The 19,878-nt window shown below is 57.0% G+C and carries 18 protein-coding genes; 11 read left to right on the top strand and 7 right to left on the bottom strand.

The genetic code is table 11. The features are described 5' to 3' along the window. Positions 1–801: 801 nt before the first annotated feature. Entirely contained in the window at positions 802–1,203 is a 402-nt protein-coding gene (locus LBW89_RS15330) for a secondary thiamine-phosphate synthase enzyme YjbQ (protein WP_225039496.1), read from the bottom strand. A gap of 223 nt (positions 1,204–1,426) precedes the next feature. Between LBW89_RS15330 and LBW89_RS15325 the strand changes: the two genes are divergently transcribed. Further along, positions 1,427–2,491 carry a sulfate/molybdate ABC transporter ATP-binding protein gene (locus LBW89_RS15325; protein WP_225039495.1) on the top strand — a complete coding sequence of 355 codons (1,065 nt, stop codon included), beginning with the start codon at positions 1,427–1,429 and terminating at the stop codon, positions 2,489–2,491. A gap of 87 nt (positions 2,492–2,578) precedes the next feature. Here LBW89_RS15325 and LBW89_RS15320 read toward each other — a convergent pair whose 3' ends face one another. From LBW89_RS15320 to LBW89_RS15310, 3 genes are read right to left on the bottom strand one after another with little or no spacing between them, the layout of a single operon-like run. After that, entirely contained in the window at positions 2,579–3,631 is a 1,053-nt protein-coding gene (locus LBW89_RS15320) for an ABC transporter permease (protein ID WP_373317669.1), read from the bottom strand. Then, complete coding sequence (locus tag LBW89_RS15315; protein ID WP_148450736.1) at positions 3,628–4,602, bottom strand: ABC transporter ATP-binding protein; 975 nt, start codon at positions 4,600–4,602, stop codon at positions 3,628–3,630. Before LBW89_RS15315 ends, LBW89_RS15320 begins: the two co-directional genes overlap by 4 nt. Before the next feature lie 3 nt (positions 4,603–4,605). Continuing rightward, entirely contained in the window at positions 4,606–5,766 is a 1,161-nt protein-coding gene (locus LBW89_RS15310; RefSeq protein WP_213505296.1) for an NEW3 domain-containing protein, read from the bottom strand. Positions 5,767–6,012: 246 nt separating this feature from the next. Between LBW89_RS15310 and LBW89_RS15305 the strand changes: the two genes are divergently transcribed. Genes LBW89_RS15305 through LBW89_RS15295 form a run of 3 tightly spaced genes read left to right on the top strand, consistent with a single transcriptional unit; the run spans position 6,013 to position 8,259 of the window. Beyond that, on the top strand, positions 6,013–6,609 hold the full coding sequence (locus LBW89_RS15305; RefSeq protein WP_225039494.1) for an RNA polymerase sigma factor: 597 nt from the start codon (positions 6,013–6,015) through the stop codon (positions 6,607–6,609). After that, positions 6,590–7,435: a zf-HC2 domain-containing protein gene (locus LBW89_RS15300; protein WP_225039493.1), complete on the top strand. Its 846-nt coding sequence runs from the start codon at positions 6,590–6,592 to the stop codon at positions 7,433–7,435. The genes LBW89_RS15305 and LBW89_RS15300 overlap by 20 nt, the downstream gene beginning before the upstream one ends. A gap of 47 nt (positions 7,436–7,482) precedes the next feature. Then, complete coding sequence (locus LBW89_RS15295; RefSeq protein ID WP_225039492.1) at positions 7,483–8,259, top strand: MBL fold metallo-hydrolase; 777 nt, start codon at positions 7,483–7,485, stop codon at positions 8,257–8,259. Between the two features lie 329 nt (positions 8,260–8,588). On the opposite strand, the gene LBW89_RS15290 is transcribed toward LBW89_RS15295, so the two are convergent. Both LBW89_RS15290 and LBW89_RS15285 read right to left on the bottom strand, forming a co-directional pair. Next, positions 8,589–9,392, bottom strand: coding sequence for a Cof-type HAD-IIB family hydrolase (locus LBW89_RS15290; RefSeq protein ID WP_225039491.1), 804 nt, complete (start codon positions 9,390–9,392; stop codon positions 8,589–8,591). Positions 9,393–9,771: 379 nt separating this feature from the next. Beyond that, entirely contained in the window at positions 9,772–10,776 is a 1,005-nt protein-coding gene (locus LBW89_RS15285) for a lipoate--protein ligase (RefSeq protein WP_213505291.1), read from the bottom strand. A gap of 183 nt (positions 10,777–10,959) precedes the next feature. Between LBW89_RS15285 and cobD the strand changes: the two genes are divergently transcribed. Genes cobD through LBW89_RS15260 form a run of 5 tightly spaced genes read left to right on the top strand, consistent with a single transcriptional unit; the run spans position 10,960 to position 15,314 of the window. Then, positions 10,960–12,060 carry a threonine-phosphate decarboxylase CobD gene (cobD, locus tag LBW89_RS15280; RefSeq protein ID WP_225039490.1) on the top strand — a complete coding sequence of 367 codons (1,101 nt, stop codon included), beginning with the start codon at positions 10,960–10,962 and terminating at the stop codon, positions 12,058–12,060. Then, positions 12,057–12,794, top strand: a complete 738-nt coding sequence (locus LBW89_RS15275) for an adenosylcobinamide amidohydrolase (RefSeq protein WP_225039489.1) — start codon at positions 12,057–12,059, stop codon at positions 12,792–12,794. Before cobD ends, LBW89_RS15275 begins: the two co-directional genes overlap by 4 nt. After that, the gene (cbiB, locus tag LBW89_RS15270) at positions 12,791–13,768 is read left to right on the top strand and encodes an adenosylcobinamide-phosphate synthase CbiB (RefSeq protein ID WP_225039488.1); all 978 of its coding nucleotides are present in this window, start codon (positions 12,791–12,793) and stop codon (positions 13,766–13,768) included. The genes LBW89_RS15275 and cbiB overlap by 4 nt, the downstream gene beginning before the upstream one ends. A 15-nt stretch (positions 13,769–13,783) precedes the next feature. Next, entirely contained in the window at positions 13,784–14,356 is a 573-nt protein-coding gene (locus LBW89_RS15265) for a histidine phosphatase family protein (RefSeq protein ID WP_148450727.1), read from the top strand. Between the two features lie 7 nt (positions 14,357–14,363). After that, positions 14,364–15,314: an MsnO8 family LLM class oxidoreductase gene (locus LBW89_RS15260; RefSeq protein ID WP_148450726.1), complete on the top strand. Its 951-nt coding sequence runs from the start codon at positions 14,364–14,366 to the stop codon at positions 15,312–15,314. 457 nt (positions 15,315–15,771) lie between these two features. Here the strand turns inward: LBW89_RS15260 and LBW89_RS15255 are convergent, their stop codons facing one another. Beyond that, complete coding sequence (locus tag LBW89_RS15255; protein ID WP_225039486.1) at positions 15,772–17,343, bottom strand: serine hydrolase domain-containing protein; 1,572 nt, start codon at positions 17,341–17,343, stop codon at positions 15,772–15,774. A gap of 239 nt (positions 17,344–17,582) precedes the next feature. On the opposite strand from LBW89_RS15255, the gene LBW89_RS15250 reads away from it, so the two are divergent. Both LBW89_RS15250 and LBW89_RS15245 read left to right on the top strand, forming a co-directional pair. Next, complete coding sequence (locus LBW89_RS15250) at positions 17,583–18,887, top strand: putative DNA modification/repair radical SAM protein (protein WP_148450725.1); 1,305 nt, start codon at positions 17,583–17,585, stop codon at positions 18,885–18,887. Continuing rightward, positions 18,884–19,687: a TIGR03915 family putative DNA repair protein gene (locus LBW89_RS15245; protein WP_148450724.1), complete on the top strand. Its 804-nt coding sequence runs from the start codon at positions 18,884–18,886 to the stop codon at positions 19,685–19,687. The genes LBW89_RS15250 and LBW89_RS15245 overlap by 4 nt, the downstream gene beginning before the upstream one ends. The last annotated feature ends 191 nt before the right edge of the window (positions 19,688–19,878 follow it).

The following is a 19,878-nucleotide window of genomic DNA, read 5'->3' as shown; positions in this document are numbered from 1 at the left end:
TAGGCGCTATTATTTCCGTTAGAGCTCCGAAAATGGTAAAAAGCGCGAAATAGCCGCTATTATTTCCGTTAGAGTAGGGAGGCCTACCGTGGAGGCTAAGCTACACGGTCCGCTTAAGCCTACCCTCGGCATTTGGACCGTAACCGGGCCGAAGCAGGTTCGGCACCAGGCCAGAACGAGGCCAGAACGAGGCTGAACTAGGTACGTAACCAGGCCGAAGCAAGCCCGAAGCAAGCCCGAAGAATCTAACGGAAATAGTAGCCGCTATTTCGTCCAAAGAGGCCGATTGAGAATTCTAACGGAAGCAGTAGCGGCTATTTAGTCAAAAGGGGGTCTTTTTGGCGGGAATGAGCCCAAATAGGCGCTATTATTTCCGTTAGAGCTCCGAAAATGGTAAAAAGCGCGAAATAGCCGCTATTATTTCCGTTAGAGTAGGGAGGCCTACCGTGGAGGCTAAGCTCCTCCCGTCCTCCCAGGCTCACCGCGGCCCCCGGTGTAACGGCCGTGCAATCCCCGGGCCCCCGGTGTAACGGCCGTGCAATCCCCCGGCCCCCGGTGTAACGGCCGTGCAATCCCCGGGCCCCCGGTGTAACGGCCGTGCATCCCCCAGCCCCGGGCGTAACGGCCATGCATCCCCCGTGTCCCGGGCGTGTCCCGGTTCGGCTAGTGTTGGAGATTCCGGTCCCGGGCGGCCACTCTCCACGGGCACGGTTGCTTTTGCGGACAATTGGGCCGCATATATCTTGCCCGGACCTCCAAAGGAAGCCGGTCCCGTGAGGACAAGGCCGACCGGCCCGCATTCTAATCCTCGATCAGCTTCACCAGATACCGGCGCTGTCTTGGGCCGTCAAATTCGCAGAAATAGATGCCCTGCCAGCGGCCCAGCACAAGATCTCCTTCCTGGATGATGACGGTTTGCGAGGACCCGGTCGTGATCGCTTTTAAGTGGGAGGCGGTGTTTCCTTCGGCATGCCGGTATTTGGGATGCTCCCACGGATAAACTTCATCCAGCCGCATGAGAACATCATGCTTCACATCGGGGTCCGCATTCTCGTTAATGGTAATGCCGGCTGTGGTATGCGGGCAATAGATGACGGCAAGACCGTTAACGATTCCGCTGTTTTTGACAAGGGAGCGCACTTCTCGGGTGATGTCGCGCATCTCGTCCCTTTTGGCGGTGGATAATTCCAGGTTATGCAGCATGGGCAGATCGCCCTCCTTTACATATACTAATTTAGAAGCGCGTTTTCTAATTGTATTTTACCCGGGCGAGCTTGATCTGCCAAATCACGGCAGCCGGGCGCGTAAATTTGTTGACGAGGTGTTACGGGTTTGATAAAGTGTCAATATATAATAATCCCAAGTAATTTTATAAGAATATATATTTTTATAAATGAGATGACCGAGAAAGGATGTGGCTGTTCCCATGCATGTGGAAGTAAGAAACTTGGATAAACACTTCGGCAGTTTTCATGCCGTGAAGGACGTCAGCTTTGGCATTGAAAAAGGGCAGTTGATCGGGCTGCTCGGACCGAGCGGCGGGGGAAAAACTTCAATTCTTCGCATGTTGGCCGGTCTGGAGCAGCCGGATTCGGGGGAGATTCTTTTTCACGGCAATCGGGTTAACGGCCTGGCGCCCCAAGACCGGGGGATCGGCTTCGTGTTCCAAAGCTACGCTTTGTTCAAGCATATGACAGTATTTGATAATATCGCCTTTGGTTTGCAGGTGAAAAAGGTGACGAAAAGCCGGATTCATGAACGGGTCATGGAATTGGTGGAGTTGACCGGACTCAAGGGGTTCGAGAAGCGTTACCCGCATCAACTGTCCGGGGGACAGCGGCAGCGGGTGGCTTTTGCCCGGGCGTTGGCGCCTGAGCCGCAACTGCTGCTCCTCGATGAGCCTTTCGCCGCTATCGATGCGAAGATTCGTCAGGAACTGCGGTCTTGGCTCAGAGAGCTGATCGAACGCGTGGGGATCACTTCGATTTTTGTAACCCATGACCAGGATGAAGCGATTGAAGTGGCGGACGAAATCATGATTATCAATGAGGGCAGGCTCGAGCAAAAGGGCACCCCTTGGGATATTTACAAGGAACCGGACACCCCGTTCGTCGCTTCCTTCATCGGACAGTCGACCCTGGTGGATCGGGCGGCGGATTTGAAAGGCTTTGAGGACGAAGCGGGAGACGCGGGGACCCAGGCCCTTATTCGACCGGAATATCTCGAAGTCGGAACCGAGCACGAATTTACACTCTTGTCCGCCACCGAGCCTGGAGTGGTGAAGCACTTGCATTTCCGCGGCAGCGAATGGCTGGTGGAAGTGGAGGTAGGCGGCCATGTTCTGACGACGTTCCGGTCACTGGAGAAAGAAACGCTGAAGCCCGGCCAGCAGGTGCGCGTGCTCGTTCACAGGGCATATCTGTTCAATAAAGATAGAAGCTGGGTCGTGGAGAACCCGCTGAAGGGCGGGCCGATCAGCGTTATGATCTGATCCAGACGTGACCAGGGGAACAATCCGTTGGATCGCACATAAAAAAGAACCGCGAGAACGTAAACCGTTCTCGCGGTTCTTTTACAATTAAGCTCTGGAGCGGATTTCCTGACGCATGAACAAGGCATAGGAAATACCGAAGCAGATCATGGTGGCGGCGATCAGGCCGGTCAACTGCGGCCAAATGAGAATCAGACTCTGACCCAGCGACAGCGGGCTGGCGATGGCCCCGACGAGTTGATCCATCGTCAAAGGGCCGAGCGATCGGACGCCGGGCGACAGCATCGTCGTAATCGTCTCCGAGAAGAGTTCGGTGGGCGAAAGACGGTTCAACGTCAGGATAAAATTCATCTGCCGCAGTTGTGCCGCCGGGTTCATTTGCTGCTCGGAAACGGCGGTGGCACTGTCGATCAGATTGATAATCATGCTGTAAAAAATGGTGAAAAACAGCCAGACGGAGATGGAAGACAAAGCCGAGGTAGCGGCCTGGCGGAACCGGATGGAAAAGAGGATGGACAGGTTCAGCCAAAAGCCGATATACACGACCGCAATAATTAGAAACAGGACAATTCTACAAAACTCCTCCGGAGTCGGCGGATAACCGATCGTAAACAGGCTGAGCCCCATGACGAGGAAGCCCAGCGAGAAAACGACGACCGCGATCAGGAACAGGGAGGAGACGAACTTGGCGATAATGAAGTCATCCCGGTAAATCGGCTGCGACAGCAGCCGCCCGAGCGTTCCCTTGTTCCGTTCGGAGTTCACGGCGTCGAAGCCGAGAGCGATCCCGAGCAGGGGACCGAGCCAAGACAAGAAGGTGGCGAACGACGGAACCGACAGGCTCGGGCTGGTGAGCGTAAACATACGCAGGAACAAGAAGGTGTCCCCGGCGGATTGTTCGTCCAGCGAACCGTTCCGTATGGCTGTCACGGCCGAATAGATCGATCCGATGCAGGCCAGAACGATAATGCCGATCAGGATGCCGAAGCGCCAGCTGCGGATATGGTCGCCGATCTCTTTGCCGACCATGACCCAAAACGAGGTATAGTCCCTGCGTTCCCGTCGTTCGGCCGGATTGGCGGCGAACCGCGTCTTCAACTCGGAGGTCTTTTGCTTCAGTTGGGTCCAATATGTCGTCACCGCTCTCCCTTCCTTTCAAAATAACGATGGTAGATATCATCAAGTCCGTATTCCTTCCGCCGCAAATAGGTGAGCTCCGCCTTGCTCGCGATGACGGCTTCCGCGATTAGCGGGGTAAGATCCCGATCGCAGACCACGGTCATGATGGAGGACTCGATACCGCCGGGTCGACCCGGGTCATCCTCCGGCGGCCGTACTTCCCTAACGCCCTCCAGAGCGGCGATGCGCTCAACCAGGCCCTGAGGCCAGCCGGAGGTACCGACCTCGATGAAAATGCTGCCGTCCTCATCAAGCGATTTCGACAGCGTCTTGATATCGCCGGCGGCGATAAGGCGTCCCTGTACGAACAGGCCGACCCGGTCGCAAATTTGCTGAACTTGATGCAAATGGTGCGAGGAAAGGAGCACGGTCAGCCCCTCGTCCCGGCTCAGGGACGAAATCAGCTCCAGCAGCTCCCGCACCCCTTCCGGGTCGATGCCGAGCGTCGGCTCGTCGAGGATAATGACCTCGGGATTTTTGATCAGGACATCGGCGAGACCGAGCCGCTGCCTCATCCCGCGGGAAAAGGCGCCGACCTTTTTGTTCGCATGCTCGGCAAGGCCGGTTTTCTCCAGCAGATGGACGGCCCTTTCGGCCGCCACCGGCTTGGACAGCCCGTTCAAACGGGCGGTATAGACGAGATTGTCCATCGCGGTGCGGTCCTCATAGAAGCCCACATCGTCGGGCAAATAGCCCACTTTCCGCTTGACCTTCAAGGGCTCGCGGGCGGGATCATGGCCGCAGATCCGGGCTTCGCCGAAGGACGGCTCGGTCAAGCCGAGCATCATGAGAATCGTGGTCGTTTTACCGGCCCCGTTGGGACCGAGCAGACCGAAAATTTCCCCTTTGGCAATGCTCAGGTTCAGATGATCGACCGCCGTATACTCTCCGTATTTTTTCGTGAGCTCTTTTAACTCGATAATCGGCGCCATAGCTTATCTTCTCCCGAATTTCCGGAACAGATAGTAGATTCCGGCAATAACCGCCAGAATGATCAGAACGCCTATCCATCCCCATAGTACGGAGGATTTTACGGTCACCCGGAGATCGGCGGCAGCGCTTTTGCCGGAGGAAGAAGCGTTCAAGCTGACGACGTAATCCCCGGCCAGCGCTTTGTCGCTGGATTTGATGATCGCCTGAACCTGCTTGCTTTCGCCGGGAGCGACCGACGTAATCGTCGACGGTTCAAAAGAAACCTCCCATCCTGTCGGCGCGTTCGAGGAGAAGGAAAGGTCTTCGAGGTCGGCGGAACCGGTATTCTGGACGACGAAGTCCATTCTGCGTTCCCCGCCGGCCCGGATGTCTGTGCTTAGCAGATTGTTTTTGGTAGTAAACTGCATTTCATAGGTACCGGTAACCACCGCTTCCAGCTCGGCGTTGGCGGTAGTTTCCCCGCTTGAAGCGGCGATCGGGATTTTAAAGGAGCCGGCCTGCACGTTTTCCGGGGGTTTGATTTCGATGGTGATTGATTTTTCCGCGTTCGGCTCCACTTCGACCGAAGTCACGCTGTTGCTGTCCGCCTTGAAACGGACATCCCAGCCGGCTTCGGCCTGGGCTTGCAACGCGTAGGTTTGTTTTTTGGTCGTTCGGTTCCGCAGTACGGCGCTGTAAGTGAAGGTGGAGTCCGAGTGCCCCTCCATGTTGGCCTGGTCCACGGTAAGTTCGGTTTTGAAGGTGCCCTGCTCGGAAACGTTCACGATCAGCGGCAGGGAAGAATCATCCGCTTTTAAGGTAAAGCTGTAGCGTCCTTTATTAACTTGCAGCGGCACTTCCAGCTCGAGATTGAAGTTTTGCGTCTCGCCCGGCTTGACCGCGATGCGGGAAATATCCCGTCCTCCGGCCGTGAGCGTGTACTTCCAGTCCTTTGCCTTGGTTTCCAGCGACAGACCAGCGGAAGCGGTCGAAGATCCGCGATTGATTAAATCGATGGAATAAGACACCGTTTCACCGGGCGCGGCCGACCATTCGAGATATGGCGTATACAGCTCCAAGGCTCCGGCCGCGGCGGCCTTTGAAGGCCCGGTCGTAACGACGGTCGTCAGCGCGGTGAACAGGGCCAGCAGGAAAAACGCCGATTTGCGATAAAACTTCAGCATGACCTGAATTCCTCCTTGCAACAATGACTTAAATTCGCGGCAGCCGATCGGGACTACGGCGGAAGCGATGGGCCCCTCGGCTTCCCCGGTTCATCTCCGTCTCGATCGCTGCGGTCATAAAGGATACGAACGAAATCGCAATTTGGATTTATGCGCGAAAAAATTTTTTTCGGGGTTTTCAAACGGCGCGCTTTTTGGTAAAACGGGAGGTAACGAGGGAGGAGTATGGTTCGGGAGGGAAGGAGCATGGACCTGCAAAATGATGAGATGACGCTGCGGCTGCGCCAAATGTGCGACGGATCCGTCGAGGCGTTCGACCGGTTTTACGAAGCGTACGCTCCTTTTGTCATGCAGGTGGCTATTCGGATGGTGGGCGAGCGGATGGAGGCGGAGGATGTCTGCCATGAAGTGTTTCTCGAGGCCCTCCGGCGGGGAAAAGACTACGATCCGGCCCGGGGCTCCATCAAAGCCTGGCTGGCCGTAAAAACGAGGAGCCGCTGCCTCGACCGGCTGAGGCGCAATCAACGGGTACAGCCGCTGGAAGGGGAGCTTCTTCCCGGCGGGACGCCGATTTCCGAGGAAGAACAGGTCATTTCCAGGCTGGAAAAGGAGGCATTGAGATCCGCGGTTTATGCGCTGCCCGAGGCGCAGAGAAAGGCGATTTTGGGCTCGTATTATACCCTGCACACCCATAAGCAGATGTCTGAAGCCTGGAACGTTCCGATCGGCACGGTAAAATCATGGGTTCGCTACGGGCTTGCCAATTTGCGCAAACAGTTGGAGAAACAAGGCTGGAGCCATACACCGGAAGGAGGCGGGAAGGATGAGCGATTCCGTTTATAAACAAACCGTTGGCGCGTCGCGGCCAGATCCGTTATCGGGCTGCACGGCAAGGTATACGGAAGAGGACTGGGTGGATTGGGTGCTTGGAACGGTAGCGGGACCGAAACGAGCGGAAATGCGGGCCCACCTGGAATTTTGTCCGTCCTGCCGGCAGCTTTCCGCCGATTGGGAGCGGGTATTGCTCTATTCGGAGTCTCAAGGCGATCCGGAAGCCGGAACAGCCGGGAATCGGGAGCAAGTACAGCCTGCTGTCCCGGCGGAACGGGTACGCAAGTCGCTTCGCTGGCGGGTTCGGTTTATCGGGCTTAGAAACAGGGCAAAAGAGTTGATAAGAGGCGGCTTCCGGCGGCGCGGGGCCATTTTGGCCTTCTCGTTCTCGCTGATCGTAGCCGGGGGATGGGTGCTCCGGACGGAGCACGCGGCGGATGAACCTTGGAGCACCTACGTGGAGAGATATGAGCCCGCCGCCTTGCCGGTGATGTCGAGTCCGGAGAGCGTCGCTCTCCCCCTTGATGGAGGAAGACTTGCGCCGGAATCCGGCATGGTTTGGTATAATGAGGCGTCGCGGGAGATGCTGATGCTCGTCGGCGGAATCGTACCGCGGGAGGATCAGATCGTCGAGGTTTGGGCCGTCAAGGAAGGGAGCCGCGACAGCCTGGGGCTCTTGCAGTATCACGCTTACCGGGCCCATTTGTACGTGAAAAACAAAGAGGCCCTTCAGGAGGCGGACAATCTCGTGCTCACGGTGGAGACGAGAAACGGGGACCCGGAAGATCCGGCCCCGAAGGATACGATTTTTGTGGATTTGACCGCAGGGCGGAAATAATCGGATCTTGAGACAATGAGACATGACAGCAGAGAGGGGAAGGCCGAGTGGAACAACTGGTGTTTCTGGGGACGGGGGATGCGATGGGCGTACCTCGCGTCTACTGCGATTGCCAAGTTTGCGAAGAGGCGAGAACGGGAGGGCTCAATCGGCGCTACCGCTCTTCCGTGTCGGTAGAAAGCGAGGAGGGAAGCTTTCTCATCGATTGCGGTCCCGACTGGCGGGAGAGTATGGAACGGAGGGGGCAGCGGTTCGCCGGAACGGTGCTGGTCACGCACCCCCATTTCGATCATATCGGCGGCCTTCCGGAATGGGCGGACGCTTGCCGGTGGCTGGAACGGAAGGGGCGGATTTATGCCCCAAAAGAGGTGCTGGACGCGATAAACCGTCAATATCCTTGGCTGGAAAGAAATCTGGATTTTCACCCGGTGGATGAAGGGATCTCGCTGGCGGGATGGCGTATTTCCGGCTGGAAAGTAAACCATGGAAAAAACGGCTATTCCTATGCTTATCGGCTGGAAAAGAACGGCTATGTTTGGGCCTACTGCCCGGATTCCATCACCTTGCCGCCGGAGCAGCGGCTTTTGTTGAACGGGCTGGATCTGCTCGTGTTGGGGACGAGCTTTTACCATGAGCTGGCCGAGTTCTCCACCCGTTCCGTGTACGATGTCAAAGAAGCGCTCGAGCTGCTGCGGGAGCTCAAGCCGAAGCAAACGATATTTACGCACATGTCGCATGACATCGACTTGCGTCAGGATTACGCTTTGCCGGACGGCGTGCGCTACGCGGTCACGGGGATGAATGTGCCGCTTGCCGCCATATAGGCCAGGGGCCGGGGAAAAGAAAACGACCGCAGTTTCCGTTCATGAGCGGAAACCGCGGTCGTTTTCTTGTAGAGGCCGGACTGAGGCGGGTCAGTTAGCGCTTGATTAACGGGAAAAACTCCCGCTAATCAAGTATGTTGACGGCTGCAGCAAGCAATCAACGGGAAAAACTCCCGTTATTTTTCGGGCAAAACACCGATTCGGGCAAAAAAAGCGAAAATAGCGGGAGAAATTCCAGCTAATGACACGAATGGCCTGCATTGCGTCAATTTAGCGGGAAGTCCTCCCGTTAAATTCGAAAATTTGACGGCAGAGCCGTTCCGGTACGGTTACGCTTCTTGGCCGAGAATAAATTTATCGATCACTAGCTTGACGCCGTCCTCGTTATTGCTGGCGGTCACATAGTCGGCAATCTCTTTGAGGGCAGGAATCGCGTTGCCCATAGCGACGCCAAGGCCTGCGGCTTCGAGCATCTCATGGTCGTTCCAGGAATCGCCGATCGCGATGCACTCGGACAGCGCGCAGCCGAAATGGGCGGCCAGGAACTTCAAGGCATGTCCCTTGGTTCCTTCGTGGTGCATAATTTCAAGGAAGTTCGGCTTGGATTTGGTGATGTGTACGCTTTCGCCAAGCAGTTCCCGCAGCACCGGAGCGATTTCATCCAGGTAATCCGGCTCATCGATAATCAGCATTTTCGGAGTTGGCCGAGCCACGAGTTTGGCGAAATCGGGTTCGACATAATACTTCGTTTTGTTTAATGCCGCATAGTCGATCAGCTTTTGATTCTCCTCGCGGGCATAAAGCTTGTCGTCGATGTAGGTCTGCAGGTGGAGGTTATTTTGGATACAATATTCGAACAGCTTGTGAGCGGCATCCATTGGGACATAACGCTCGTAAAGGACTTGTTCGTCCAGCAAATTTTTGACCAAAGCCCCCTGATACGTGATGATCGGAACATTCAGTCCGGTTTGACGGGCGATCGCCTGGGCGCTGGCGTAAGCGCGGCCCGTGGCCAATGTGACGACGGCGCCTTTCGCTACCGCCTGCTCCAAGGCCCGCTGCGTGGCCGGGGTTACTTCTTTGTCGTCGTTGATTAAAGTGTCGTCGATGTCGATCGCTACGAGTTTATACAATGGGTTCTCTCCTTTTTTGGGACGAAAAAGCTTCGCCCTTCTCTCTTTGTTCAGCTTTCTCTATTGTACCTTATGAAACCAGGATTTCAATTCACGTTTACGCACTCGATCCATTTTATACATACCGTAACAAAAGGTTTACCTCCGTCGAAACCACGGGGCTGCCCGAGGGTTATAAAGCGGAGCTCATATATCACGGCCATAGTGTGCAATTGAAGGTAACGAAAAAATAACGCCGGGCGTGTGTATCCTCCTACCTTTAAAGCCACGCCGGTCCATGTAAAAATGCCTGCAGATCTGCAGGCATTTTTTCCGTTTCAGGCTTAAATTTGAGAATTCCTGCAGATTTGCAGCTATTTTGCTTGCCGGCCTTTATCCTCTATTCTTCAAGAAACACAAGTCCGATAAACTCGTCTTTCTCCAGATTGCCGAAATAATGCTTGATATCGACGTCGGACAGAGCGGCACGGACATCGTTCTCCTCATAGCGTACGCCTTTCAGCTTGTCCTCGATATCGGTCACGTCGCCGACGCCGAAGAAATCGCCGTAGATCTTGATGTTCTTGATGTGGCCGTCCTTGATGTCCATCCGCAGGTCGATGATACCCACCGGAAACTTCTTGGCGTGCTTGACATTGCTCTCCGGGGACAGGCCGTAGTTCCAATCCCAGTTTTTATAGCGCTCGGCCGAGATTTGGCGGATCTTTTCCCAGTCGGCTTCCGTCAATTTGTATTGAGGAACGGCTGCCGGATCCATGCCGAAAATATGGCGGAGCAGCTCGGAGCGGAATTGTTCGATCGTCATTTTACGGTCCATAAAATCTATGATATTGGCGACGCGGCTGCGAACGGATTTCGTGCTCTTGGATTTGAATTTTTCGGGATTCGCGTGCAGGGAAGCTTGAACGTCCTCCAGGTTCAGATTAAACATTAAAGTCCCGTGGCTGAACATGCGTCCGCGGGTGGCGAACTGGGCGTTGCCCGAAATTTTCTGTTCCCCCACCTGAAGGTCGTTGCGGCCGGTCAATTCGGCGTTGACGCCGAAGGAACGCAGGGCCTCGACCACGGGCTCGGTAAATTTGCGGAAATTGTGAAACGATTGGCCGTCGTCTTTGGTGATGAAGCTGAAGTTCAGATTGCCGAGGTCATGGTATACCGCTCCTCCGCCGGAAAGCCGGCGGACGACCTGAATGCCGTTTTCTTTCACATACTCGGCATTGATTTCCTCGATCGTATTCTGGTGCTTCCCGATGATAATGGACGGAGCGTTGATATAAAACAGCAGGTAACTGTCGTCCTCAAGCGGCAAATGTCTTAGCGCGAACTCCTCGATGGCCAGGTTGACGGACGCATCGGTAATCCCCTGATTGTCGATAAACAGCATGTTACATGTTCCCCCCGTGTCTAGATTGGCGTTATGTACACTCTGAGTCTATTGTAAACCAAACCTTCCTTGAAATGAAAGACAACCCTGTTTTCTTTGCTTTTTCAAGGCTTGATTTCAACGTAAGGTGTGGTAGACTTCACCTAAAAGTGCAGTAGATTGAAAAAGACGGGGGCAATGGCAATGGTACTGGAAGTATACGGTCACGGCGGCGACATCTGGACCGCGTCGGCACAATACGGGGTGGAGCCGGAACGGTTCATCGACTTCAGCGCGAATATCAATCCGCTCGGCCCGCCGCCCGGGCTGCTGGACCGGCTCAGAGAGGCCCTTCCGATCGTGACGGCCTACCCGGATCCGGGACATCGGGCCCTGATCGCCAAGTTGGCCGACAAGCTCGGCCGGGAGGAAGCGGGTTTTGTCGTCGGCAACGGGGCCGCGGAAAATATGGCGTTGGCCTTGCTTGCCGCGGGACCGAAGAAGGTGGGGATCGTTGAGCCCTGCTTCTCGGAATACGAGGCGCTCTCGCGGCAGTTCGGGGCCGAAGTGGTATCGGTGAGAGGAACGGAAGAGCGTGCTTTCCGAGCCGAGCCCGAAGCGGTGCAGCGGTTGATCGGGGCGTGCGATCTGGTCTTTATCGGACAGCCGAACAATCCGAACGGGGTCCAATACAGCCGGGAGGAGCTGAGGTCTTTTGCGGAAGCCGGGGAGCGAAATGGGAGCTACGTCATTATCGACGAGGCTTTTATCGATTTTATCCCCGAAAGCGGGAGGCGGTCCCTCTTGGATGAGCTGGAACGTTACCGCCGGTTGATTCTGGTCCGGTCGATGACGAAATTCTATGCGATTCCCGGGCTTCGTCTGGGATACGCCGTCGCTCACCCGCAAACCGCCCGGGCGATGCGGGACAAGCAGGTAACCTGGAGCGTCAACGCCCTTGCCCTGCTTGCGGGAGAAATCTGTCTGGAGGCGGGAAGCGCCTTCGAGGAAGCTACGATTTCGCTGGTCGCCAAGCAGCGGGCGAGGCTGCGGCAGGGGCTGGAGCAACTCGGCTGCCTGACCTGGCCGGGGGAAGCGAACTTTATTTTGGTCCGCCTGCCCGAAGGGAGGACGGCCGCCGGGGTGCAGGCGGCACTGGGAACCAGAGGGATATTGGTCCGCAGCTGCGCCATGTACAAAGGGCTGTCCGACCGGGACATTCGCGTGGCCGTCAAGGATGAGCCGGCTTGCCTGCGTCTGCTGCAGGAAATGAAAGATGTATTGACAGGGGGAGAAACGGAATGACGACACCTTTTTTGGATACGGGAGAAAGCGGGATTTACGAGTCGGCCGTCTGGCCGGGACTTCGCGTCATTCGCGGGGAGCGGCATATTCTGCTTGAAGCGCCGACGACACTGGAGAGCGTGGGCAGCTCGGTCTATGGTGGAGGCGCGGGTCCGCTTCGGCGGATGGTCAATATTTACGTCGACCGTCATTACCGCTGCGACGACCCTGTCCGGGATATCGGACGGAGTCTCCGGGAGTGGGGGTATCCCGCGGAGGAAACGGCGGGTCTGCTGACGGCGGTCCGGCTGCGGCATACCGCCGTGGCGGAGGAGCGCAACGATCATTTCGCCGTGTTCTGCTGCGCGACGGCGGGCGTTTCGAACGCGGCGCGCGCCGGTGTCCGGCGGACGACGTTCCCGGCCTCATGGACGCCGGGAACGATCAACCTGATGCTTGCCGTCGACGGCAAGCTGACGCCGGCGGCGATGGTCAACGCCGTGATTACGGCGACCGAGGCCAAAACCGCGGCGCTCGGCGATCTCGGCGTGCTCGACGCCGAGACCGGGCTTGCGGCCACCGGGACGACGACCGATGCGGTCGTGATCGGCGTAAGCCAGCGGCCGGATTGGCCGCTGCTGCACAGCTACGCCGGTACCGCGACGGACCTGGGCGGCACGGTGGGCCGCCTGGTTTACGCCGCCGTGTGCGAATCGCTGCGCGCCGCCGCGGCCCACGCGGAGCCGCGGCCGTGACGGCGGCGTGGTGGGTGCTGCCGGCCGCGTACGCGCTGGACCGGCTGCTGGGCGACCCGCGCTGGCTTCCCCATCCCGTGATCGGGATGGGGAAGGCGATCGTGCGGGTCGAGGCGGCGATCCGCCGCCTTTTCCGTCCCCGCGCCTACCGGGCCGCGGGGATTTTGCTGCCGCTGATCGTCGCCGGCGGCAGCTTTGCACTGGCCTGGGCGGCGCTGCGCTTGCTGGCCGGGGTCAGCCCCTGGCTGGCCGCCGCCGCGGAGGCCGTGCTGGTCTGGACGACCATCGCGGCCAAGGGCCTGCGAGACGCCGGGATGGAGGTGTGCGGCCATCTGCGGCGCGGCGACCTGCCGGCGGCCCGGCGTTCGCTCGGCATGATCGTCGGCCGCGACACCGGGCATCTGGAGCCGCCCGAGGTGGTGCGCGGCGCGGTGGAGACGGTGGCGGAGAACATCGTCGACGCCGTCGTGTCGCCGCTGTTCTTCGCCCTGATCGGCGGGGCGCCGCTGGCCATCGCTTACCGGGCGGTCAACACCCTCGACTCGATGGTCGGCTACAAGAACGAGAAGTACATCGATCTCGGATGGGCTTCGGCCCGGCTGGACGACATCGCCAACTACATCCCCGCCCGGCTGACGGCGCTGCTGCTGGTCGCCGCGGCATGGGCTTGCGGCCTGGACGCGCGCGGAGCCTGGCGCATCTTCCGGCGGGACGCCGCTTCCCATCCGAGTCCCAACAGCGGCTATCCCGAAGCGGCCGTGGCGGGAGCGCTCGGCGTTCGTCTCGGGGGAGAGAACTCCTACCATGGCGTAACTTCGTTCCGCAGTTATATGGGCGACAAGACGCGGGAATTGGAGCCCGAGGATATTCCAAAAACGGCGAGGCTGATGTTCTTCGTCTCGGGCGTTTTTGTGGTATTGGCCGTGATTTTGAGCTTATGGTGGAGCGAGGCCTGGTTCCTGACCGGGCGGTAAAAAGGAGGGGGAAGGATGGAATGGTGGCTGATCCGCCACGGCGCGACGGCCTGGAATGCGGAACGGCGGTACCAGGGGCAGAGCGACACGGAGCTGCTACCCGGGGACGCCTCGGGCTTGGCGCCGCTGCGGGAAACACTGGCCGGGGCCGGCTTTTCCGCCATATACTGTAGCGATTTGTCCCGCTGCCGGCATACGCTGCGGTTTCTTCGCCCGGATCTGGCACCTCACGCGGTTTATGACTCCCGGTTAAGGGAGATGCATTTTGGAGCCTGGGAAGGGCAAACCTACGACATGCTCAAGGATCTGGAAGTTTACCGGCGTTGGTTGGACAACCCTAAGGCCTGTACGCCGCCTGAAGGAGAGCCCTGGGAACAGTTTGAAGGGCGCGTCCGCAGCATGTACGGGGAACTCGCTTCCGTATCCGCGAAGCTGGAAAGGCAAGGGGAGTCGACGCCGCTGCTTATCGTGACGCATGGAGGCGTAATTTCTATGCTGTATACCCTGCTGGTTCCGGGATCGGATTTCTGGAACCCGCAGGCCAAGATCGGACCGGGCGAAATTTTGAAGGTCCGAACCAACTTTTGACCGGAGGATGAGGCTCTTGGCGAAACAGGAAAAACGAAAGCAGCGGCTGCGTTTAAGCGTGCTGGATCTGGTTCCCAAGCTTGGGAACTGCAGCGATGAGGAGGCCCTGCGGCAGGCGGTCCTGCTGGCGCAGCGGGCCGAGGCGTGGGGGTACCGCCGCTATTGGGCGGCGGAGCATCATAATATGGACGGTCTGGCCTGTCCGTCCCCGGAGGTTCTGCTCGCCCATATCGGCGCGTTGACGACCCGGATCAAGCTCGGCTCCGGGGCGCTGCTGCTGCCGCACTACGCTCCGCTGAAAGCGGCGGAGTGGTTCCGGATGCTGGCCGCGCTATATCCCGGGCGCATCGATCTGGGCCTGGGCCGGGCGCCCGGCGGCGATGCGCATACGGCGATGGCGCTTAGCGGCAATTTTTTGCAGCATGTGGCCCGGTATCGCCAGTCGGCGGCGGAACTTCTGGCACTGCTGGGGGATAGCTACACCTATGAGGACCGGCCGGTGGCAGCGCGTCCTGTTCCAGAGCGGCAGCCGGACGTATGGATGCTGGGAACGAACGTCAAAAGCGCCGGCTATGCGGCGGAACTCGGAACGGGGTACGTTTTCGGCCAGTTTATGAGCGAAAGCGACGGAATCGAAACGCTGCGCGTATACCGGAAGGAGTTTCGGCCCTCTGCTCTGCGGACGGAACCGGAAGCGATCGTGGCGGTTCAAGCGCTCTGCGCTCCCACGGAACGGGAGGCTCGCACGATGGCGGACCGGATGGAGGCCGAGCTGGTTGCCCGGGGAGGGCAGCCTCCCCGGGAGCGGCTGGTCGGAACCCCCGAGCAGTTGGCTGAGCGCCTGTCCGAGTTCCGGCGGATATACGAGAATGAGGAATTTTTGATCGTAACGGCGGCGCCGGATTATGAGGCCAGGCTCCATTCGTACCGTCTTTTGTCAGAAATCAATCTGTTGTAAATCAGGAGTCTTTCGAAAAACGGCCCGCCGACGGACGCCGTCTAGAACGCAGTCCCGCGTCCGCCGATGTCCAAATCGTTTTTAACCCACGGCGAGATCAAAAGGCCCAAGGGCTAGGGGCCTAGCACAATTCCAACACTTATTCCACTCCAAAAGATGCAAATCTGCAGGTATTTTTGCTGATTTATGGGGGGATTCGAAAAAAGATGTAAATCTGCAGACATTTCTAGCGATTTTAGAAAAAGGGAGCCTGTTTGGCCAAAAATTGCTGCAGATTTGCAGGAATTTTGAATTTTTTATTCCAAACCAGAAAAAAACATGCAGATATGCAGGAATTCTATGTTAGCAAGGTTGTCTATGGTTCACGTTAACTAGCGCACTGCCAGTCCCGGTTTCTCACACCGGGGAGAGACCCGCTTCCGGCGGACGCTCCGCTTTCTTTGGGGTGATTTGGATATCACCGTAACGAGGCTGCGTCAGCCTTTTTTTGCATTTTTGCGGGGAGCTTCGGAAATAAGCCGAAAACGAGCAGGCTGGCAAGCCAGGCGAAAACGGCGAGGGCGATGTTTTTCAGCCCGCTCTGCAGCCCGATGATGCTCCAGCGGTAGGCGCCAAGGTATAGCAGGACGCCCGGAACGATCAGAACAATCAGCCGGATCAGTAATCGTACACAAGGCGGTTTGGGATGATTGAGCAAAAACACGCGGCGGCCGCTGCGGATGCGCAGGGCGGCGAGCAGAAGATAAATCCCCAGACCGGCCGCAAGCCCATAAGCCACCCATTGATGCAAGGTCCTTGATTGAGCCAGCGCGACCGCTCCTTCCGGCAGTGCCCCGGTTTCAAACCGGATCCAGGCATGATACACATCCTGCCGCAAATCGATGCCGTTTTCGCTGTTGGTCAGGATGACCAAGCCGTTTTGGGACTCGGGGATAAAGCCGTAGAAGGCGTGCCAGCCCCGGTTGTCGCCCGGGTGGTAGAGAAGGGTGGTGCCGTCCGGCAGGCTACGGGAAAATATACCGAGTCCGTTTTCGCCCAAAACCGGTGTCTGCATCTCCCCGACCAGGTCGGGAGCTAGAACACCCCGCCCCAAGGGGATTCCTCCGGTCTTCGAGGTGTCCAGGCTCGCCTGCATGAGCTTTATCAAGTCTCCGGCGGTGGTGATCAACCCTGCGGCAGCCCGTTCAGTGAATCGGTAGTCGGGCAGTTCTTGTCCGAAATATCCGTAGGCTTTGGTCAGGGAGACTCTATCTTCTTTGCTTAGGCCGAAGCTGCTGGAGTTCATCCCCAGCGGGAGCAAAACCTGCTTTTCCATATAATCTTCGAACGGCTGCCCCGATACCTCTTCAATCACCATTTGAAGGATCGTATAGCCTGCCCCCGAATAGGCCGCTTCCGTGCCGGGAGTAAAGGCGAATTTTACGGGTTCGTTCAACATGCCTGCCCCCGCGAGGGATTGCTCGGGCGTGGGAAGCTCCCGGCCCGGCTCGACGCCCAGATAACCGGGATGGGGTGCAAGGCCTGCCGTATGGCTTAACAGCCGCCGGATCGTCACCTCCTCCGAAATGGTCTCCACACCTGGAATCGACCGGTTCCCCAAATGTTTGCCGACCGGGTCGTCCAACGATAGTTTCCCCTCTTCCGCCAGCCTCAAGATCCCCCAGGCGGTAACGCTTTTGGATATGGAGCCCGCCTGAAAGCGCGACGCTGCGTCCAGCTTATGGCCCGCCTTTTTATCCGCATATCCGTATTGCACCACGTAGCCGATTTTTCCATGCTCAAGAACGCCGATGGAAACGCCCGGCACCCCGTACTTTTTTTGCAATAGCGGAACCTGTTCGTCCAAGTAACGCCTGAACTCGGAGACGTTGTTTTTCTTCCCCGCGAGCCCCGAATCGGCCGGATTGGCCGCGGCGGTCGATGCGGCGTTTGCCATGGGGAAAAAGGCGCTTATTCCAGCACTCATCAGGAGAACCGGCAGCAAAGTTTTTTGGAGGATTCTGGCGGCGACCCCCGTTTGTCTGGTCATACGAATTCCACTCCCATCAGTTCAATCGCTCTTTAGTAGTGCTCAATCCTTCATGGATCTATCTCAACGACGCTTATACAGCTTTGAAGTATAGGCCGCATTACGTTTTCTTCCCATCGATTTGCCTTTAAAGGATCTTAAAGAAACCTTACACTTTTCTTACAAGAATTATGGAATATTTTGTATTTACAAGAACAAATGTTCGTATTATAATGATTCCAAAAGGAGAGATCGCTTTAATGGATGTACTGGAGAAGCTTACGATCTTGACGGATTCCGCCAAATACGATGCTTCCTGTTCCTCCAGCGGAGGGGAGAGAGCGGGCCAAGACGGTAAGTTGGGGAGCGCCGTTGCGTCGGGAATCTGCCACAGCTTTGCCGCCGATGGGCGTTGCATCTCTTTGTTGAAAGTTCTGATGACCAACAGTTGTATATTCGATTGCAAATACTGCGTTAATCGCCGTTCCAACGATACCCGCAGGGCGATGTTCACGCCGGAAGAGCTTGCGCAGCTTACGATGAACTTTTACCGCCGGAACTATATCGAGGGATTATTTTTAAGCTCGGGGATCGTCAAGAGTCCGGATTATACTACGGAACGATTAATCCGGGTGCTGGAACTGCTGCGGAATCAATATGGATTCTCGGGTTATATTCATGTGAAGGCCATCCCCGGAAGTGATCCCGAACTGGTGAACAGGCTGGGACTGCTTGCCGACCGGATGAGCGTAAACATTGAGCTTCCGTCCCGGGACAGCTTACGGCAGCTTGCGCCGGATAAGAGCAAGGAGACGATCCTTCGGCCGATGGCGGCGATTCGGGAGGGCATCCGCGAGAACAGTACGGATTTGGTGAAGTATCGGCATGCGCCGAAGTTTGTGCCGGGAGGACAGAGCACACAGTTGATCGTAGGAGCTTCGCCGGACAGCGATCTGAAGATTTTGACGCTGACCGAGGCGCTGTATCGCAAATACGAGTTGAAGCGGGTGTATTATTCCGCTTACACGCCGGTGGTGGAACATTCGCTGCTTCCGGCGCTGGACAGCAAGCCGCCGCTTCTGCGGGAGCATCGGCTCTACCAGGCGGACTGGCTGCTGCGGTTTTACGGATTCGAAGCCCATGAACTGCTGGATGAAAGAACACCGAACTTCAATCCGTTTATGGATCCCAAGTGCCATTGGGCTGTCAACCATATCGACCGGTTCCCCGTGGAGATCAATCAGGCCCCGTACGAATCATTGCTGCGGGTCCCGGGAATCGGCGTGCGAAGCGCCAAGAGGATCGTTACGGCGCGGCGAGCGGGAAGTTTGGACTTTGCCGGATTAAAGAAGCTGGGGGTCGTGCTGAAGCGAGCGCAATATTTTATTACCTGCTCCGGCAGGCGTCTTGAAGGGTTGAAAGTGAATGAAAGCACAATCCTGCGATCCCTGTTGTCCAAGAAGGAAATCTCTTTGTATCTGCCTAAGCCCCAGGTGGAGCAGCTTACGCTGTTCAGCGACGAAGAACTCGCGGCGGGCAAGGGGGCGGAAGTGATTGCGACATGAGTTGGACCCGCCAATCCGCTTACGTTTACGACGGCAGTTTTGACGGTTTTCTCAGCTGTGTGTTTGAAAGCTATGACCGTAAAGAAGAGGCGGTGGACATACGGCCGGGTGACGATTGTCTTTATACCCTGTTCGATGCGGTATGGGTCGAGACCGATTTGGTGAAGGCTTCCAGAGTCTACAAGGGAATCGGCGCCAAAATCGGTCCGGACGCGCAGGAACTGATCCGCTGCGGCTTTCTTACTTGCGTGGCCGATAAGGAGTTGCTGCTGTACCGTTTTTTGAGGCTTGGCTTTCAATATGGACGTACGGTTATGAATATGCTGACGGAGGATACGGTCCACCGGCTGCGGAAGGCGGTAAAGCATTTAAAGACGGAAAGTCACGCTTATTTGGGATTCGTTCGGTTCTCGGATTATGGCGATATTCTTGTCGCAATTATCGAGCCCAAGAATCAGGTGCTGCCGCTGCTGGCCTCCCATTTCTGCGATCGGTACCGGAGGGAATCGTTTCTGATTTATGACAAGACTCATGGACAAGCATTGATGCAGAAGCAGGAGGGTCCGCTTACAGAACGGGTGGGACTTTTTCGTCTGGACGAGCTTGTATTGCCCGAGCCGAGCCAAGAGGAGATGTCATACCGGAGACTGTGGAAGCAATTTTATGATACGGTGGCGATCCGGGAAAGAAATAATCCCCGGGCCAGGCTTTCCCATATGCCCCAACGTTACTGGGCACAGTTAACGGAAATGCAGCAGAGCCATCGATCGGCGGCCCCCTCCCCGAAGCGTTTACGGTAAGCCGCGATCTTCTGGTACAATGGTTCAGAGGATGTAAGGCCTGTATGGCTTAGCCTTGCCTTACGTGGGCCAAATTGCCCCAAGCGAGAGCAATGTGAAGAAGGAGACGGAACGTGGATTGGTATCGGAATTCTCAAAGTAGTTACAATTACATCTACCCCTATGCGTGCCACGAGAACGAGAGAGAATTG

Source organism: Paenibacillus sp. alder61 (genome assembly GCF_020179875.1).
Classification (GTDB): domain Bacteria; phylum Bacillota; class Bacilli; order Paenibacillales; family Paenibacillaceae; genus Fontibacillus; species Fontibacillus faecis.
Note: the sequence above shows the minus strand (reverse complement) of the source record. Positions and strands in the feature narration are given on the sequence as shown.

What these genes read in the sequence shown, in the direction of transcription:
- LBW89_RS15330 (WP_225039496.1), bottom strand. Translation starts at nt 1,203, where the DNA reads ATGCTGCATAACCTGGAATTATCCACCGCCAAAAGGGACGAGATGCGC.
- LBW89_RS15325 (WP_225039495.1), top strand. Translation starts at nt 1,427, where the DNA reads ATGCATGTGGAAGTAAGAAACTTGGATAAACACTTCGGCAGTTTTCAT.
- LBW89_RS15315 (WP_148450736.1), bottom strand. Translation starts at nt 4,602, where the DNA reads ATGGCGCCGATTATCGAGTTAAAAGAGCTCACGAAAAAATACGGAGAG.
- LBW89_RS15310 (WP_213505296.1), bottom strand. Translation starts at nt 5,766, where the DNA reads ATGCTGAAGTTTTATCGCAAATCGGCGTTTTTCCTGCTGGCCCTGTTC.
- LBW89_RS15305 (WP_225039494.1), top strand. Translation starts at nt 6,013, where the DNA reads ATGGACCTGCAAAATGATGAGATGACGCTGCGGCTGCGCCAAATGTGC.
- LBW89_RS15300 (WP_225039493.1), top strand. Translation starts at nt 6,590, where the DNA reads ATGAGCGATTCCGTTTATAAACAAACCGTTGGCGCGTCGCGGCCAGAT.
- LBW89_RS15285 (WP_213505291.1), bottom strand. Translation starts at nt 10,776, where the DNA reads ATGCTGTTTATCGACAATCAGGGGATTACCGATGCGTCCGTCAACCTG.
- cobD (WP_225039490.1), top strand. Translation starts at nt 10,960, where the DNA reads ATGGTACTGGAAGTATACGGTCACGGCGGCGACATCTGGACCGCGTCG.
- LBW89_RS15275 (WP_225039489.1), top strand. Translation starts at nt 12,057, where the DNA reads ATGACGACACCTTTTTTGGATACGGGAGAAAGCGGGATTTACGAGTCG.
- LBW89_RS15265 (WP_148450727.1), top strand. Translation starts at nt 13,784, where the DNA reads ATGGAATGGTGGCTGATCCGCCACGGCGCGACGGCCTGGAATGCGGAA.
- LBW89_RS15260 (WP_148450726.1), top strand. Translation starts at nt 14,364, where the DNA reads ATGAGGCTCTTGGCGAAACAGGAAAAACGAAAGCAGCGGCTGCGTTTA.
- LBW89_RS15255 (WP_225039486.1), bottom strand. Translation starts at nt 17,343, where the DNA reads ATGACCAGACAAACGGGGGTCGCCGCCAGAATCCTCCAAAAAACTTTG.
- LBW89_RS15250 (WP_148450725.1), top strand. Translation starts at nt 17,583, where the DNA reads ATGGATGTACTGGAGAAGCTTACGATCTTGACGGATTCCGCCAAATAC.
- LBW89_RS15245 (WP_148450724.1), top strand. Translation starts at nt 18,884, where the DNA reads ATGAGTTGGACCCGCCAATCCGCTTACGTTTACGACGGCAGTTTTGAC.